This window comes from Streptomyces gilvosporeus (genome assembly GCF_002082195.1).
Lineage (GTDB): Bacteria > Actinomycetota > Actinomycetes > Streptomycetales > Streptomycetaceae > Streptomyces > Streptomyces gilvosporeus.
In genome coordinates, this window is sequence record NZ_CP020569.1 from 1,492,864 (window position 1) to 1,507,141 (window position 14,278).

At 71.7% G+C, this 14,278-nt stretch carries 13 protein-coding genes; 7 read left to right on the plus strand and 6 right to left on the minus strand.

Annotated elements, in window-relative coordinates; all coding sequences use genetic code 11:
* Positions 1–48 precede the first annotated feature (48 nt).
* Positions 49–213, minus strand: coding sequence for a hypothetical protein (locus B1H19_RS38585; RefSeq protein ID WP_159028018.1), 165 nt, complete (start codon positions 211–213; stop codon positions 49–51).
* Between the two features lie 152 nt (positions 214–365).
* The gene (argF, locus tag B1H19_RS06530) at positions 366–1,358 is read right to left on the minus strand and encodes an ornithine carbamoyltransferase (RefSeq protein WP_083103666.1); all 993 of its coding nucleotides are present in this window, start codon (positions 1,356–1,358) and stop codon (positions 366–368) included.
* 261 nt (positions 1,359–1,619) lie between these two features.
* Between argF and B1H19_RS06535 the strand changes: the two genes are divergently transcribed.
* The 7 genes from B1H19_RS06535 (at position 1,620) to B1H19_RS06565 (ending at position 10,361) form a co-directional block, all read left to right on the plus strand.
* Positions 1,620–2,786 (plus strand): carboxylate-amine ligase, encoded by a 1,167-nt coding sequence (locus B1H19_RS06535; RefSeq protein WP_083103667.1) that lies wholly within the window; start codon positions 1,620–1,622, stop codon positions 2,784–2,786.
* Between the two features lie 45 nt (positions 2,787–2,831).
* Positions 2,832–3,401, plus strand: coding sequence for a SixA phosphatase family protein (locus B1H19_RS06540; protein ID WP_083109459.1), 570 nt, complete (start codon positions 2,832–2,834; stop codon positions 3,399–3,401).
* Positions 3,402–3,573: 172 nt separating this feature from the next.
* Positions 3,574–4,836, plus strand: coding sequence for an EfeM/EfeO family lipoprotein (locus tag B1H19_RS06545; RefSeq protein ID WP_418361426.1), 1,263 nt, complete (start codon positions 3,574–3,576; stop codon positions 4,834–4,836).
* A gap of 2 nt (positions 4,837–4,838) precedes the next feature.
* A complete protein-coding gene (gene efeB / locus B1H19_RS06550) occupies positions 4,839–6,068 on the plus strand; it encodes an iron uptake transporter deferrochelatase/peroxidase subunit (RefSeq protein WP_083103669.1) in 1,230 nt (409 codons plus the stop codon).
* A gap of 179 nt (positions 6,069–6,247) precedes the next feature.
* On the plus strand, positions 6,248–8,110 hold the full coding sequence (locus tag B1H19_RS06555) for a phospholipase C (RefSeq protein ID WP_083103670.1): 1,863 nt from the start codon (positions 6,248–6,250) through the stop codon (positions 8,108–8,110).
* A 196-nt stretch (positions 8,111–8,306) separates the two neighbouring features.
* Complete coding sequence (locus B1H19_RS06560) at positions 8,307–9,623, plus strand: PP2C family protein-serine/threonine phosphatase (RefSeq protein WP_083103671.1); 1,317 nt, start codon at positions 8,307–8,309, stop codon at positions 9,621–9,623.
* A gap of 141 nt (positions 9,624–9,764) precedes the next feature.
* Positions 9,765–10,361, plus strand: coding sequence for a dihydrofolate reductase family protein (locus tag B1H19_RS06565; protein ID WP_083103672.1), 597 nt, complete (start codon positions 9,765–9,767; stop codon positions 10,359–10,361).
* Here the strand turns inward: B1H19_RS06565 and B1H19_RS06570 are convergent.
* From B1H19_RS06570 to B1H19_RS06585, 4 genes are all read right to left on the minus strand, one after another.
* Positions 10,306–10,830, minus strand: a complete 525-nt coding sequence (locus tag B1H19_RS06570; protein WP_083103673.1) for an ATP-binding protein — start codon at positions 10,828–10,830, stop codon at positions 10,306–10,308. The two genes, B1H19_RS06565 and B1H19_RS06570, sit on opposite strands and share 56 nt — an antisense overlap.
* Before the next feature lie 233 nt (positions 10,831–11,063).
* A complete protein-coding gene (locus B1H19_RS06575; RefSeq protein ID WP_083103674.1) occupies positions 11,064–11,915 on the minus strand; it encodes a carbohydrate ABC transporter permease in 852 nt (283 codons plus the stop codon).
* Positions 11,916–11,947: 32 nt separating this feature from the next.
* Positions 11,948–12,844 (minus strand): carbohydrate ABC transporter permease, encoded by an 897-nt coding sequence (locus B1H19_RS06580; protein WP_203237327.1) that lies wholly within the window; start codon positions 12,842–12,844, stop codon positions 11,948–11,950.
* A gap of 52 nt (positions 12,845–12,896) precedes the next feature.
* Entirely contained in the window at positions 12,897–14,276 is a 1,380-nt protein-coding gene (locus B1H19_RS06585; RefSeq protein WP_418361427.1) for an ABC transporter substrate-binding protein, read from the minus strand.
* Positions 14,277–14,278 lie beyond the last annotated feature (2 nt).

The window sequence follows — 14,278 nt, forward strand, 5'->3', positions numbered from 1 at the left end:
ATGAAGAGGCCGGCCGTCCGCTGCGGACGGCCGGCCGGGTGACCGCGCCTAATGCGTGCCGGGGTGATCCAGCGGACAGGTCCACAGGGACAGATTGCACATGAGACCGCTGAGCATCGCCGATGTCTCGGCCGGATCGGCGGTGCGGATCTCGCGCACGTCCAGGTCGAGGATGTCGTAGGGGGTGGTCGTCTCGATGCCGTTCTCCGTCATGCCGCGTCCTCCACGAGAGGGATGAGTGCATAAGCACGCTAAACGGCATACATCACCTGAGTCAGCACATGGAGCAGTCAAAGGCACGATAGGGGTAAATGCGCCGTCGCGATGTTTAGCGGCGCCCCGGTGCGGTTCCGGCCGGTGCGGGGTCAGGCCGCCCGCTGGCGGGCCGTGGTGATGAGGGTGTGCAGCACCGCCTGGGCGGTGGGCAGCCGGTTCGCCGCCTGGCGCCAGACCAGGGACCGGGGGCCGTCGAGGACTTCGGAGGTGATCTCCTGCCCGCGGTGCGCGGGCAGGCAGTGCAGCGCCATCGCCTCCCGGGGTGCCCGGTCGAGCAGCGCGTCGTCGACCCGGTAGGCGGCCAGGCGCCGGGTCCGTTCGGCCTCTTCCTGCTGTTTGTCCATGGGCACCCGGACCTCGGCGTAGACGGCCTGGGCGGCGCGGACGGCGTCGGCCGGTTCCGTCATGAGCGAGACGGACCCGCCGGTCTGCGCCATCAGCTCCCGGGCCTCGCCGAGGATGTCCTCGTCGGTCTCGTAGCCGGGCGGGGTGGCGATGTTCAGGTGCATCCCGGAGGCCGCGCAGGCGGCGAGGAAGGAGTTGCAGGTGTTGCTCGTGCCGTCGCCGATGAAGGCCGCCGTCATCCCGGCCAGGGTCCCGAAGTGCTCGCGCAGCGCGAGGAGATCGGCCAGGGACTGGCAGGGGTGATGGGTGTTGGACAGGGCGTTGATGACCGGAATCGTCGCGGCGTCGGCCATCTGCTCCACCGTGCTGTGCTCGAAGGTGCGCACCGTGAGGGCGTCGAGGTAGGACGACAGCACGCGGGTGGTGTCGGCGACGGTCTCCCCGTGGCCGAGCTGCATCTCGTCCCGGTTGAGCACGATGGCGCTCATGCCCAGCCGGTGGGCGGCCGTGGCCAGGGAGACACGGGTGCGGGTGGACGGCTTTTCGAAGATGCAGCCGAGCGCGGCTCCGTGCAGGCTGCGCTCCCAGCCCAGGGGCTCCCGTTTCATCGCCCCCGCCAGATCCAGCACCTGCCCCAGGGTCCCCGGGTCCAGGTCGCTGACCCGCAGCAGATCGTCGGGGACCTTGCCGGTGACGGCCGGGCGGTCGGGGGCGGATGCCGGTGTGGGGCGGGCCATCGGAACTCCTGCTGGTGTCGGGAGGGGCGTCGCCGCTCCGGTTCCTCCGCCCTCACCGGGCGCCTGCCATCAGCGTGATACGGGGTGGGCGGGCGGGCACCCCGGCGGCTGCGGGTGGGTGAACCGCTGTGGCGCGCCCCGAACCGTCACCCGACCATGGAGCAGCGGAGACCTGCCAGGTCGCCGCCCCGCAGGTGCGAAGCGGCACAGCACGTCCCGGCCACGGCGGACGGCCCGGACCCGGCAGCGAAGGACACCGGCATGACCCGTGGCGAGAAGGGCCCCACCATGGGGGTGGAGGAGGAGTACTTCCTCGTCGACCCCGGCAGCCGCACCGTGGTACCCGCCGGATCCCTGGTCCTGCGCCGCGCCGCGGACATCCTGCGCGACCGCGTCTCGGGCGAGCTGACCGAGTACCAGTTCGAGGCCAAGACGCCGCCGTGCTCCGGCCTGGACGACCTGCGTGCGCAGCTGGCCCGGATCCGTACGGCGGTGGTCGCGGCCGCCGCCGCGGAAGGGCTGCGCGCGGCCGCCTCGGGCACCCCGGTCCTGGCGGCGCACGGCCCCGCGCCGATCCGGGACGACCCCGCCTACCGGCCCGGCCTCGACGCGTACCGGGCCCTCAACGACAGCTACGCCCTGTGCGCCCTGCACACCCACGTCCAGGTCCCCGACCTGGAACACGCCGTCCTCGTCTGCAACCACCTGCGGCCGTGGCTGCCGCTGCTGGTCGCCCTGTCGGCGAACTCCCCCTTCTGGGAAGGCCGCGACACCGGCTACGCGAGCTGGCGCACCGTCTCCGGCGGCCAGTGGCCGGTCGCCGGGCCGCCGCCGTACTTCACCTCGGCCGACCACTACAAGCGGCTGTGCGCGACCCTGACGGAGACGGGGGCGGCGGTGGGCGATCACACGCTGCTGTGGGACGTACGGCCCTCCGCGCATGTGCCCACGGTGGAGATCCGCGTCATGGACGTCCCCACCCGCCTGGAGGAGACGGCCGCGCTCGCCGCGCTCGTCCGCGCCCTGGTCGCCCGGGCGCTGGAGCGCGTGGCAGCCGGCGATCCGGGGCCGCAGGTGTGCCCCGCCCTGCTGCGGGCGGCGTACTGGCGCGCCGCCCGCGACGGCTGCTCCGGCGACGCCCTCGACCTCCGCAGCGGCGCGCTCGTGCCCGTCTCCCGGCTGGTGGGGGACCTGGTCGACCAGGCGCGCCCGGCGCTTGAGGAGTACGGGGAACTGGCGCCGGTGACCGCGGTGCTCGGCGAGCTGACGGGTCGGGGCGGCGCCGAGCGCCAGCGCGCCGCGTTCGCCCGCCGGTCCCGTCTGGTCGATGTCGTCGACGAGCTGATCCAACAGACGGCGTCCGTCCCCGCCCTGCGGGAGGCCGACGGAATGGCCGAGGTCGGCGGGGCCGGGTTTTCGTGTACCTGAGCGTGGACGACACTGAAGGGCATGCAGAACACGTGGGCCGCCGCTATGCCGTCGACGCCGTCCGCACCGGACGCCCGGCCAACTCGCCCCGGACCCTTCCGCCTTGTCGTGCTGCGCCATGCCAAGTCGGCGTGGCCGGATGCGGAGGACCGTGACCGGCCCCTCGCCCCCCGGGGCCGCAGGGACGCACCGGCCGCCGGACGCCGGCTGGCCGACGCCGGATGCCTGCCCGATGCGGTGGTCTGCTCCCCGTCGCGCCGCACCCGTGAGACCTGGGAGCTGGTGGCGGAGCAGTTCGCGGCGGCACCCCCGGTGACGTTCGACGACCGCGTTTACGGGGCGAGCGCGGCCCGGCTGCTGGACGTCGTACGGGAGACACCGGCGGGGGTACGCACGCTGCTGCTCATCGGCCATCAGCCGGGCGTGCAGGACCTCGTGCTGAGCCTGGCCGGCGGGGGCGACGACGAGGCGCTGGCGCGGGTGCGGGAGAAGTTCCCGACCTCGGGGCTCGCGGTCCTGGAGTCCCCGGTGCCCTGGCCGGAGTTCGGCGCCGGCGGCGCGCTGCTCGCGGACTTCGCCGTGCCCCGGGGCGTCAAGCACAAGAGTGGTGAGTGAACCGCGGGCAAATTCTGGGCCACGGAAGATGCGGAAGGCCGTTCGAGCGCCGCGGGGGTGCCTACCATGCACTGCGGCGTTCCGGGCTGCGCGGAGGGGAAGAATCCGTGGTCGGGACGGCCCGCCGGTCGCCGGTCCGTACGGCGCCGCCCGATCGCCTTGGAGACGTGGAGTGCCGCACACCGCCCCTACCGCCCCCGCCCGCCCGGTCACCGCGACGGGGTCCGGCCCGAGGGCCGTCGGCCGACGTCCGCTGGTGGCGGTGGGAGTCGTACTGGCGGCCGCGGCGTCGGCGGCCGGAGTGCTGCTGTGGGCGGGCGGCGGCCCGGACGGGAAGGCCGGGCAGCCGCGGGTTGGGGCCGACGGGCTGGTGCACACCGGCGTGGAGGTCTCGCAGAGCCGTTGCGGCCGGGGCTGGGTCCGCCCGCGGCCCGGCCTCCAGGTCTTCGATCTGCGCAACACCTCGGGTGTTGCGGCCGAGGTGTATCTCAAGGACGCCCGGACCGGAGCGGTGTACGGGGAGGTGGAGGGGCTCGCCCCCGGCACCGCCCGGCCGCTGCGGGTACGGCTGGGCAGGGGCGCGTACGCGTTCATGTGCCTGCCCGATGACGCCGACGCGGTCACCGGCCCCACGGTCCGGGTCGGCTCGGGCGGCGCAAAGGGCCCGGCGGCCGCGCCCGTCACCGAGCACGACCTGATCCCGCCGACGCTGGCGTATCAGAAGTGGGTCACGGGCCAGATGGACGGCCTGGTGAGCAAGACCGGTCTGCTGCGGGACGCCGTCGACCGCGGGGACCGCTCCGCGGCCCGTACGGCCTGGCTGGCGGCCCACCTCCAGTACGAACGGCTCGGTGCCGCCTACGGGGCCTTCGGCGATGCGGACAAGGCGATCAACGGGACGACGGCGGGACTGCCCGACGGCGTACGGGACAAGGACTTCACCGGGTTCCACCGCATCGAATACGGGCTGTGGCACGGGGAGTCCACCGGGCGGCTGCGCGGGCCGGCCGATGCGCTGGCCAAGGCCGTGGGGGCGTTGCGCAGCACCTGGGCGCAGGCGCGGATGGACCCGGCGGACCTCGGGCTGCGCTCCCACGAAATCCTGGAGAACACCGTGCAGTTCGAGCTGACCGGCCGCACCGACTACGGCAGCGGCAGCAACCTGGCCACCGCGCGGGCCAACCTCGACGGCACCCGTGCCGTACTGGCGCGCCTGCGGCCACTGCTGGCGACCCGGCTGGGCGATCTGCCCGGCCTGGAGGCCCAGTTGGACCGTACGCAGCAGGCCCTCGACGCGTCCCGGCGCGACGGGCAGTGGCCGCCGCTCGACCGCCTCGCGCGCGGACAGCGGGAGAGGGTCGACGCGGACATGGGTGATCTGGTGGAGCGGCTGGCGGCCGTGGCGACGCTGTGCGATGTACGGAGAACGGTGTGAACATGGGCGGGGACGGAGTCGGCAGGCGGCGGTTTCTGCGCGGGGCGGTGGTCGCCGGCGCCGGTCTGATGGCGGGAGAGGGCGATGCGGCGGCGGGCGGGCACGTGCGGGCGGTGGGCGACGGGGCGACGGCCCGGGTGCCGTTCCACGGCCTCCATCAGGCGGCGATCGGCACGCCGGCCCGGCGCAGCACCGCCTTCGTCTCCTTCGACGTGACCGCGGAGAACCGCCGGGAGCTGACCGATCTGCTGCGCACGCTCACCGAGCGGGCCAGGTTCCTGACCGGCGGCGGCACCCCGGCCCCGGCCGGAATCACCGCCCCTCCCCCGGACTCCGGGATCCTGGGGCCGCAGCTCCCGGCCGGCGGGCCGCTGGTGACGGTGGGCGTGGGCGCCTCGCTCTTCGACGACCGCTTCGGCCTGCGAGGGCGCAAGCCACTGCGGCTGGAGACCATGGCGTCCTTCCCGGACGACGATCTGGACCCCTCCTGGTGCCACGGCGATCTGAGCCTCCAGCTGTGCGCGGACAGCACGGACACGGTGCTGCATGCGCTGCGGGACATCGCCCGGCACACCCGTGGCGGGATGCAGGTGCGCTGGCGGCTCGACGGGTTCGCCAATCCGCCGCGACCCTCGGGAGCCCCCCGTAACCTCATGGGCTTCAAGGACGGGATCGCCAACCCCGATGTGCGGGACGCCCGCGTCATGGACCGGCTGGTGTGGGTGGGGCGCGGTGCGGGCGAACCGGAGTGGGCGGTCGGCGGCAGCTATCAAGTGGTGCGGCTGATCCGCATGCTGGTGGAGTTCTGGGACCGGGTCTCGCTGACCGAGCAGGAGCGGATGTTCGGCCGCAGCCGCGACACCGGGGCACCCCTGGACGGCAACCACGAGGGCGATGCACCGGACTATCCGCGGGACCCGAAGGGTGAGGTGATCCCGTTGGACAGTCATATCCGCCGGGCCAATCCCCGTACCCCGCACAGCGAGGGGCAGCGGATACTGCGCCGCGCGTACAACTACGACCGCGGTATGGACGCCAACGGCAACCTGGACATGGGGCTGCTGTTCTGCTGCTACCAGCAGGATCTGGAGCGGCAGTTCGCGACCGTGCAGCGGCGCCTGGCCGGTGAGCCGCTGGTCGACTACGTCACGCCGTTCGGCGGCGGCTACTTCTTCGCGCTGCCGGGTGTACGGGACGGCGAGGACTGGTTCGGGCGGGCCTTGCTGCGGTAGCAGCACACCGAGCTCGGGCCAAAGGTCAACGTACGGTCAAGGTTTGCCATGACGTTCCTGACCTTGTGTTCACCCGCATGCCATGGTGGGTCCGCTGGTCCGACGCACAGCGAGCAGAGGATCCCGAGCCGTACCCGGAATGTCATATCCGGATTTTCATTTGTGGAGGGCGAGGCAGCATGGCCGGCACCGGAAGAACGTCACGCAGGAACAGGCGGGTGGGGGCGCTCGCCGGCGCCGTCGCGCTCACGGCATTCACCGCCGTCGCCGGTCTGGGCACCGCCGCTCCGTCCTGGGCGGCCGCGCCCGTCGGGCAGGCCGGTTCCACCACGGCCACGCCCATCAAGCACGTCGTCGTCCTCTTCGACGAGAACATCTCCTTCGACCACTACTTCGCGACCTACCCCAAGGCGGCGAACACCGACGGGACCACGTTCCACCCGTCGGGGCACACCCCGCGCGGCATCGACAATCTGCGCACCGCGGGGCTGCTGAAGAAGAACCCCAACCAGTACCTGCCCAAGCGGCTCACCCCGCAGCAGGCGATGACCTGCGACCAGACCCACGACTACGGCCCCGAGCAGTACGCGTACGACGGCGGCAAGGCCGACAAGTTCGTCGAGAACACCGACTCCGGGAAGTGTTCCGGCAGCCTCTTCGGCGAGCCCGGCCTGGTCATGGACTACTACGACGGCAACACCGTCACCGCGCTGTGGAACTACGCCCAGCACTACGCGCTCAACGACCGGTCGTTCGGCACCACCTACGGCCCCTCCACCCCGGGCGCCATCAACCTCGTCTCCGGCCAGACCCACGGCGTCATCTCCACCGACCCCGCCTCCGGCACGGAGCACCCCCGGCAGACTGACAAGCCGGACCCGTACACCGTGGTCTCGCCCGACGCCAAGGGCGTCGGCACGCTGGTCAACGACCCGGACCCGGCCTACGACGACTGCTCGGGCCACGACCGCACCAGCAAGGACGCGCTCGGTGCGCTCCAGGGCCGCAACATCGGCGATCTGCTCAACTCCCGTCATGTCAGCTGGGGTTGGTTCCAGGGCGGCTTCCGACCGAGCACCCCGTGGGACGGCCAGCAGGGCCACTACGCGAAGTGCGGCGGCACCACCCACACCAACATCGGCGGCGCCCAGGTCGCCGACTACAGCCCGCACCACTCTCCGTTCCAGTACTACAAGTCGACGTCCAACCCGCACCACCTGGCGCCCAAGAGCGTGCAGGAGATCGGCCACGCCGGGCCGGCCAACCACAACTACGACCTGACCGACTTCGACGCCTCGCTCAAGGCGGGCATGCTCCCCGCGGTCAGCTTCGTCAAGGCACCGGCGTACCAGGACGGCCACGCGGGCTACTCCGACCCCACCGACGAGCAGCACTTCCTCGTCGGGCAGATCAACAAGATCCAGCGGTCGCCGCAGTGGAAGGACACCGCGATCGTGGTGGCCTACGACGACTCCGACGGCTGGTACGACCACGCCTACGCCAAGCCGCTCAACGGCTCGAAGGACTCCACCGTCGGCTCGAACCACAAGCCCACCGACGGCCCGGCCTGCCAGGCGGGACCGGCACCCGCGGGCGGCTACGCCGACCGCTGCGGCCCCGGCAGCCGCCAGCCGATGCTGGTGATCTCCCCGTACAGCAAGGTCAACGCCGTCGACCACACGCCGACCGAGCAGACCTCGGTACTGAAGTTCATCGAGGACAACTGGCACACCGGACGGCTCGGCGACGCCTCCTTCGACCAGCGGGCCGGCTCGCTGGCCGGGATGTTCGACTTCCGGCACCCGAACGGCAAGCAGGTCCTGCTGAACCAGGACGGTTCAGTCAAGTCGGTGGGCAAGATCCGGCCCGTCGCCCCCATGGCGGCGAGCATCGACCGCGGCGCCGCCGCACCGAACCTGAGCGAGACGGCGGACTCCGTGCCCACCCTCCCGATCGGTATCGCGGCGGGTGCCCTGGCGGTCGGCGCGACCGGCACCCTGCTGGCCGTCCGACGGCGCCGGACGCGGCACACGACCGCCTAGCCGGCGGCGCTCCCCGCACCACCCCGGCCGCCGCCGCGCCGAGCCTGCGCACGGCGCGGCGGCGGGACCCGATCTCCTTCTATGGTGGAAGCGGGACGTCAGGAGCAACGGCACCGGGCAGGTCCTGACAGGGCGTGCCCGGTGCCGGACCGGCCCGGGCCCCCACGGGCCGGTCGTCGGCAGGAAAGAGCCGCACATGGAGCCACAGGACCCGCTGCCGCCCGACGTGCAGCTGCGCCTGGACGCCGAGTGGGACCGCGTCACCCAGCAGCTCCACACGCTGGCCGAGGCCCACGAACGGTTGCAGGAGCTGCTGGCCGCCGTGCTGGCGATCAGCGGGGAGCTGGAGCTGCCCGTCGTGCTGCGCCGTATCGTCACCACCGCGATGGACCTGGTCGGCGCGCGCTACGGCGCCCTGGGCGTCCTGGACGAGGAGCACACGGGCCTGTCGGAATTCATCCCCGTCGGGATCACCGACCAGGAGCTGGCCGCCATGGCCGACGTCGGGCAGCCGCGGGGCCGGGGGCTGCTGGGGCATCTGATCCACCACCCCGAACCACTGCGGACCGAGAACATCCCCGACCACCCCCACGCCGCCGGGTTCCCCCCGGGGCATCCGCCGATGCGCACCCTGCTCGGGGTGGCCATCAGCGTGCGCGGGGAGATCTACGGGGACCTCTACCTGGCCGACCGGCTCGACGGGCGGCCCTTCGGCGCCGAGGACGAGGCCGTGGTCCTGGCCCTGGCCGGCGCCGCGGGCGTGGCCATCGACAAGGCCCGGCTCTTCGAGCAGGTCCGTGCCGGGGCCGAACAGTTCCAGCGGCTCCTGCTGCCCCACCTGCCCGACCTGCGGCCCTTCACCGCGGCGGCGATCTACCGGCCGGCCACCGCTCCCGGGCTCCTGGGCGGGGACTGGTACGACGCCGTCCTGCTGCCCGACAACGCCTGTGCGACGGTCGTCGGCGATGTCGTCGGCCACGATATGCACGCGGCGGCCGCCATGGCCCAGACCCGCAATATGCTGCGCGCCCTGCTGTACGACCGCTGTACTCCGCCCAGCTCCGTCCTCACCCAGCTCGACCGCACCCTGCACGCGATCACCGAAGACCCCGTCGCCACCGCCTGCCTGGCCCGGATCGAGCCCGGCGACGACGCCTGGACGCTGCGCTGGAGCAGCGCCGGTCACCTCCCCCCGCTGCTGATCTCCCCCGACGGCCGGACGGAGTATCTGCACGCCGAACCCGGCCTCCCGCTCGGCGTCGACGCCAGCCAGCCCCGCCCCGACCACGCCCGCCCCCTGCCCGCCGGCGCCACCGTGGTCTTCTTCACCGACGGGCTGGTGGAACACCCGCACTACTCCATCGACACCAGCCTGCGCCTCCTGGCGGACACCGCCGCCGCGCACGCCGGCCTCCCCCTGGACGCGCTGTGCCAGACCCTGGCCGACCATCACCCCGGCGACGGCCACGACGACATGGCCATCCTCGCCGTACGCACTCCGCCCCACGCATAGCCGCGGAAAATGTTGCCCGCGGGGGCGATGATTTCGGGGCGGCGCGGGAGTCTGTCTTGCGTACGCCTGGCCGGACGTCCGGCCGTACACCGGGGACGGCCCCGCTCCCGGTGCCCGCACCGTGCAAGAGGAGCAGCACCCATGCGCATCGTGATCAGTGAGTTCATGAGTCTGGACGGCGTCGTGCAGGCACCCGGCGGCCCCGAGGAGGACACCGACGGCGGTTTTGCGCACGGCGGGTGGTCGCATCCGTTCTTCGACCCGGAGGTGGTGGGCGGCGCCTTCGCCGAAGGGCTGTCCCGGGCCGAGGCGCTGCTGTTCGGGCGGCGCACCTGGCAGACGATGGCCGCGGCCTGGCCCGAGCGGGCGGGCGACCCGTTCGCCGACCAGATGAACGCCCTGCCGAAGTACGTCGTGTCCGACACGCTGACGGATGACGAGCTGACCTGGGAGAACAGCCGTCTCATCCCCGGCGACAAGGCCGTCGCCCGCATCCGGGAGCTGCGCGAGACCGCCGGCGGCGACCTGGCGGTCATGGGGAGCCCGACGCTGGTGCGCATGCTGCTGCGGGAGGGTCTGGTCGATGAGCTGCGGCTGATCCACATGCCGGTGCTGCTCGGCGGCGGGAAGACGATCTTCCCCGATGACGGGGAGCTGCGCACGTTCGAACTGGTCTCCTCGGTCACCAGCGGGACGGGAGCGCAGGTGTCCACCTATCGGCCGGCGGCCGGGGCGTAGGCGGGGCGACGGCTGCGCACGGCAGCGTCGCGCGGACCCACTTGCCGCCACCGGGGTTCCGGCCGCATGTCCAGGACTCGGCGAGCGCGGCGATGATCGCCATCCCGCGGCCGCAGTCCTCGTCACCGGCGGCGGTGCGCGGGACGGGCAGGACCGCGGATCCGTCGTGCACCTCGATGTGCAGCACGGCGGATGCGCGCGTCAGCCGGAGAGTGATCACGGCATCCGGCTCCGGCTCGCCGGCGGCGCCGTCGGGCGGCCGGGCTCCGTGCTGGATGGCGTTGGTGGCCAGTTCGCAGACGATCAGCACGGCCGCTTCGATGAGGTCGTCGCTCTCGTCCCACAGCCGCAGAGACGTGGCGGTAAAGGTCCGTGCCTGCCGGGCCGAGCGCAGGACTGCCGGCAAGGTGAGCGAGGCGGAAGCCACGTCGACATCACGGGGGATGGCGCATTCGGCCACAGCAGTCATTTCCTTAACCCTTCGAGCAAGCACGCGGGAGATCGACACGCTGCCGCTTACCGCGGCTTTGGATTGTGCTCAGGTGAGCGGGTACAGCTCATATATGCAATTACCTTCTATTAAAGATACGTATAGGGCGATGTCAACGGATTGCGGGGAATTCTGCGAAACCTGAGCGCATAGCGCTCAGACGAGCATTTTCACCGCGTTCGTCGTGTCTGCCGCGCCCGCCGGGAACGGCGTCATTTCACGGCGCCGAGGGAGAGGCCCTGGACGAGTTTGTCCTGCGCCGCGAATCCGGCGGCCAGGACGGGGAGCGAGATGACGGTGGCGGCGGCGCACACCTTGGCCAGGAACAGCCCCTGGCTGGTAACGAATCCGGTCAGGAACACCGGCGCGGTACCGGCCACGACGCCGGTCAACACCCGGGCGAACAGCAGCTCGTTCCAGCTGAAGATGAAGGAGATCAGGCCCGTGGCGGCGATCCCGGGGAGGGCGAGGGGCGCGACGATCCGCAGCAGGACGGTGGGCAGCCCCGCGCCGTCGATCGCGGCGGCCTCCATGATCTCCACCGGGATGTCGGCCAGAAAGGAGTGCATCATCCATACCGCGATCGGCAGATTCATCGAGGCGTAGAGGATGACCAGCAGCCAGATGTCGTCCAGCATCCCCGCCTTCTGGGCGATGAGGTAGACCGGAAGCAGCCCCGCCACCACCGGCAGCATTTTCGTGGACAGGAAGAAGAAAAGGACGTCGCGCCATCTGCGGACCGGTTTGACGGCCAGGGCGTAGGCGGCGGGTACGGCAAGGGTGAGGACCAGGAGCGTGGCGACCACCGATGCGGTCAGCGAATTGATGAGCGGCGGCCAGGGACTGGGACCGCCGCCGGCGCCGAAGAATTCGCGATAACCGTGCAGGGTGAGGGGAGCGCCGAGATCGGGCGGATTCGCCGCCGCATCCGTCTCCCGGTGAAAGGACGTCAGCACCATCCAGGCGACGGGAACGAAGAAGAACAGTCCGCACAGCCAGGCCGCAAGGCCCAGCAGGCTCCGGCGGCGCCGCCTGCCCGGCGGCACGGCGGCGGTTCTCCTCATCCTCCTCGCCGGACTCATGGGACTCGTGGGACTCATCGGACGGCCTCCCGGCGCAGCAGGGACGCGACGGTGCGCAGCGCGAACGTGGCCACGAGCAGGGAAGCCAGCAGCACGACGACGCCCTGCGCGGACGCCAGTCCGTAGTCATGCGCCTGGTAGAAGGTCTGGTAGATGGTGTACGGCAGGTTGGCGGTGCCGAGCCCGCCGGAGGTGAGGGTGAAGACCGCATCGAAGGTCTGGACGACGTAGATCGTCCCGAGCAGCGCGGCCAACTCCAGATAGCGCCGCAGATGCGGCAGCGTCAGATAGCGGAAGATGTCGAACGCCGAGGCGCCGTCGACCTGGGCGGCCTCGACGGTGTCGGTGGGCCGGCTCTGGAGTCCGGCCAGCAGGATCAGCATCATGAACGGCGTCCACTGCCAGATCAGCGCCACCTCGACCGCGGCGAGCGGGGTACGGGTCAGCCAGTCCGGCTGGGGCGGACTGTCGCTGCCGAACAGTCCCCACACCCAGGTCAGTACGCCGTTGATGAGCCCGTACGAGGCGTTGTACAGCGCATGCTTCCAGATCAGCGCGGAGGCGACGGGGACGATCAGGAACGGCGTGATCAGCAGGGTCCGGACGAGCGCACGGCCGCGGAATCCGCGGTCCAGCAGCAGCGCGAGCCCCAGTCCGAGCAACAGGCTCACCAGCACCACGGTCACCGTGAGCAGGACCGTGGTCGCCACCGAACTCCGTAGCGCGGGGTCGGTGAAGACGGCCCGGTAGTTGTCGAATCCGGCGAGGCCGCGGTTCTGCGGGGCCAGCGCGTTCCAGCGGAGGAAGGAGATCACCACCGTTGCCAGGAAGGGCAGTTGGGTGACGAGGATCAGGAAGAGCAGTGCGGGGAGGAGGGGCGCGCGGCGGGCCCGCGCCCTGGCCCGGTCCACGGCCGTCCGGCCGCGGGCGTGCGCGGCGCCGTCCGGGCCGGGCTCCGGTCTGTCAGCGGCCTGCGTAGGCACGGGCCACCTCCTGCGCCAGTCGCTGGCTCTTGGCGAGGGCCGCGCGCACGCTCTGCTTTCCGGCGATGGCCGAGCTGATCTCCTGGGAGACCTTGGTCCCCAGATCGGAGAATTCGGGGATGCCGACGAACTGGATACCGGGGGCCGGGCGCGGCTGGAGGCCGGGGGCGTCGGGCCGGGCGGTGGTGATGGCGCGTTCGGTCGCGGCGCCGAAGGCCCCGGATGCCTTGATGAACTGCGGGTCGCGGTAGAGCGAGGCGCGTTTGCCGCCGGGCACGCGGGACCAGCCCAGCTCCCGGCCCACCAGCCGCTCGTAGCCCTTGCCGGAGGCCCAGCGGATGAACTTCCAGGCGTCGTCCTGGTGCGTACTGGCCTTCTGCACGCCCCAGGCCCAGGTGTAGAGCCAGCCGGAGTTGCGGGTCTTCTCGACCGGGGCGGGTGCGTAGCCGATCTTCCCGGCGACGCGGGAATCCTTGCCCTCCAGGGAGCCGGCGCCGGCGGTCGCGTCGTACCACATGGCGACCTTGCCCTGCTGCATGTCGTTGAGGCATTCGGTGTAGCCGGCCTGCGGGGCGCCCGCCTCGCCGTGCTTGCGCACCAGATCGACGTAGAACCGGGTGGCCTCGGTGAACTGCGGGGCATCGACGCGGGCTCGCCAGTTCTTGGTGAACCAGGTGCCGCCGAAGGTGTTCACGACGGTGGTCAGCGGGGCGATCATCTGCCCCCAGCCGGGCTGGCCGCGCAGGCAGATCCCCCTCATACCCTTACGGAATCCGTCCAACTCGGCTGCCAGCACGGCGACTTGGTGCCAGGTGGGGTGGGCGGGCATGGTCAGCCCGGCGGCCTTGAGGAGGTCCTTGCGGTACATCAGGAACGACGACTCGCCGTAGAACGGCTCCGCGTAGATCTTCCCGTCCGCGGCGGTCAGCGACGTACGGACCGGGGCGAGGATGTCGCCCTGGTCGAAGGCCGGGTCCTTGGCCGCCCGCGCCCCCAGATTCGCCAGCCAGCCGTTACGGGCGTAGATCGGCGTCTCGTAGTTGCTGAGGCCGGCGACGTCGTACTGTCCGGCCTGGCTGGAGAGGTCCTGGCTCATCTTGTCGCGCAGATCGTCCTCCGGCAGCACGGTGAAGTGCACGGTGATGCCGGTCTCCTTGGTGAAGTGCTCGGCGGTGAGCTTCTCCAGATCCACCATCTGCGGGTTGTTGACCATCAGCACATTGATCGAGTGACGGCCGCTGTTGCCCACGTCACCGGCGCCGCGGTAGCAGCCGGTGGCGGACAGCGCCAGGGCCAGGGCGACCGAGACCGGCCACAGGGCGCGGCCCGTACGGCGGCGCCGGGGGGATCGCGCGCTCACGG

Bases quoted from the DNA above. Each gene is read 5' to 3' on its own strand.
- B1H19_RS38585 (WP_159028018.1), bottom strand. From the start codon at position 213: ATGACGGAGAACGGCATCGAGACGACCACCCCCTACGACATCCTCGAC.
- argF (WP_083103666.1), bottom strand. From the start codon at position 1,358: ATGGCCCGCCCCACACCGGCATCCGCCCCCGACCGCCCGGCCGTCACC.
- B1H19_RS06535 (WP_083103667.1), top strand. From the start codon at position 1,620: ATGACCCGTGGCGAGAAGGGCCCCACCATGGGGGTGGAGGAGGAGTAC.
- B1H19_RS06540 (WP_083109459.1), top strand. From the start codon at position 2,832: ATGCCGTCGACGCCGTCCGCACCGGACGCCCGGCCAACTCGCCCCGGA.
- efeB (WP_083103669.1), top strand. From the start codon at position 4,839: ATGGGCGGGGACGGAGTCGGCAGGCGGCGGTTTCTGCGCGGGGCGGTG.
- B1H19_RS06555 (WP_083103670.1), top strand. From the start codon at position 6,248: ATGGCCGGCACCGGAAGAACGTCACGCAGGAACAGGCGGGTGGGGGCG.
- B1H19_RS06560 (WP_083103671.1), top strand. From the start codon at position 8,307: ATGGAGCCACAGGACCCGCTGCCGCCCGACGTGCAGCTGCGCCTGGAC.
- B1H19_RS06565 (WP_083103672.1), top strand. From the start codon at position 9,765: ATGCGCATCGTGATCAGTGAGTTCATGAGTCTGGACGGCGTCGTGCAG.
- B1H19_RS06570 (WP_083103673.1), bottom strand. From the start codon at position 10,830: ATGACTGCTGTGGCCGAATGCGCCATCCCCCGTGATGTCGACGTGGCT.
- B1H19_RS06575 (WP_083103674.1), bottom strand. From the start codon at position 11,915: ATGAGGAGAACCGCCGCCGTGCCGCCGGGCAGGCGGCGCCGCCGGAGC.